Below are 733 nucleotides of genomic sequence, written 5' to 3'. Positions count from 1 at the left end.
TATGAGCCGGGAGGCTTCAAATATATACCAAAATCAATAATAGAAGGAAGGATCAAGTATGGGAGCATTTTCAGTAACATCGTCAGAGATGACGAAAAGAACAACAGAGCTTCGCTCGAAAAATCAGTCTCTTAAGAAGCAGATAACAAAGCTCAGAGACAGTAAGGAGGCTCTGAACAGTACATGGGATGGTAGCGCGAAAAAAGCTTTCAGCTCTGCAGTTGAGAGTGATGTTTCACAGATGACAAATTTTAGTAATCTGATAGAACAGTATTGTTCAGCGCTGGACAATATAATAGCTAATTATGAAACTACAGAAGCCACAAATGCAAATACAGTGGCTCAGAGAAAGTATTAAAGGGAGGAAAATACAGATATGTCAGATATGAATTTGAAAGTCACACCGGCGGAATTGGAGGCTAAGGCTGCTGATTTTAAATCAGTTATGACTCAGACGAAATCGTTGACAGATGATATGATGAATGATGTCACTGGACTTTCATCATCATGGACAGGAGATGCGTCTGCATCGTATATAAACAAATTTAGAAAACTGCAGACGGATATGGATACCATGGGCCGAATGATTAATGAACATGTAAATAATCTTACAGAACTTGCTAAAGAATATACGACAACAGAGAAAAAGAATGCAGCGGCAACGGAATCGCTTGCAGCAAATATTATTTCGTAGGAAAGAAGTGCCATCTCTGATAGCCATCAGAGATGGCAT

The 733-nt window shown here is 39.2% G+C and carries 2 protein-coding genes; both read left to right on the top strand.

Going from position 1 to position 733, the window contains the following annotated elements; all coding sequences use genetic code 11:
• Positions 1-58: 58 nt before the first annotated feature.
• Positions 59-358 carry a WXG100 family type VII secretion target gene (locus tag CCU_RS02750; protein ID WP_015533472.1) on the top strand — a complete coding sequence of 100 codons (300 nt, stop codon included), beginning with the start codon at positions 59-61 and terminating at the stop codon, positions 356-358.
• A gap of 18 nt (positions 359-376) precedes the next feature.
• Positions 377-694: a WXG100 family type VII secretion target gene (locus CCU_RS02745; RefSeq protein ID WP_015533471.1), complete on the top strand. Its 318-nt coding sequence runs from the start codon at positions 377-379 to the stop codon at positions 692-694.
• Positions 695-733: the final 39 nt, after the last annotated feature.

The sequence above is a fragment of the Coprococcus sp. ART55/1 genome (assembly GCF_000210595.1).
Taxonomy (GTDB): Bacteria; Bacillota; Clostridia; order Lachnospirales; family Lachnospiraceae; genus Coprococcus; species Coprococcus aceti.
This window is presented reverse-complemented; position numbering and strand designations above follow the sequence as displayed.

Bases quoted from the DNA above. Each gene is read 5' to 3' on its own strand.
- CCU_RS02745 (WP_015533471.1), top strand. From the start codon at position 377: ATGTCAGATATGAATTTGAAAGTCACACCGGCGGAATTGGAGGCTAAG.
- CCU_RS02750 (WP_015533472.1), top strand. From the start codon at position 59: ATGGGAGCATTTTCAGTAACATCGTCAGAGATGACGAAAAGAACAACA.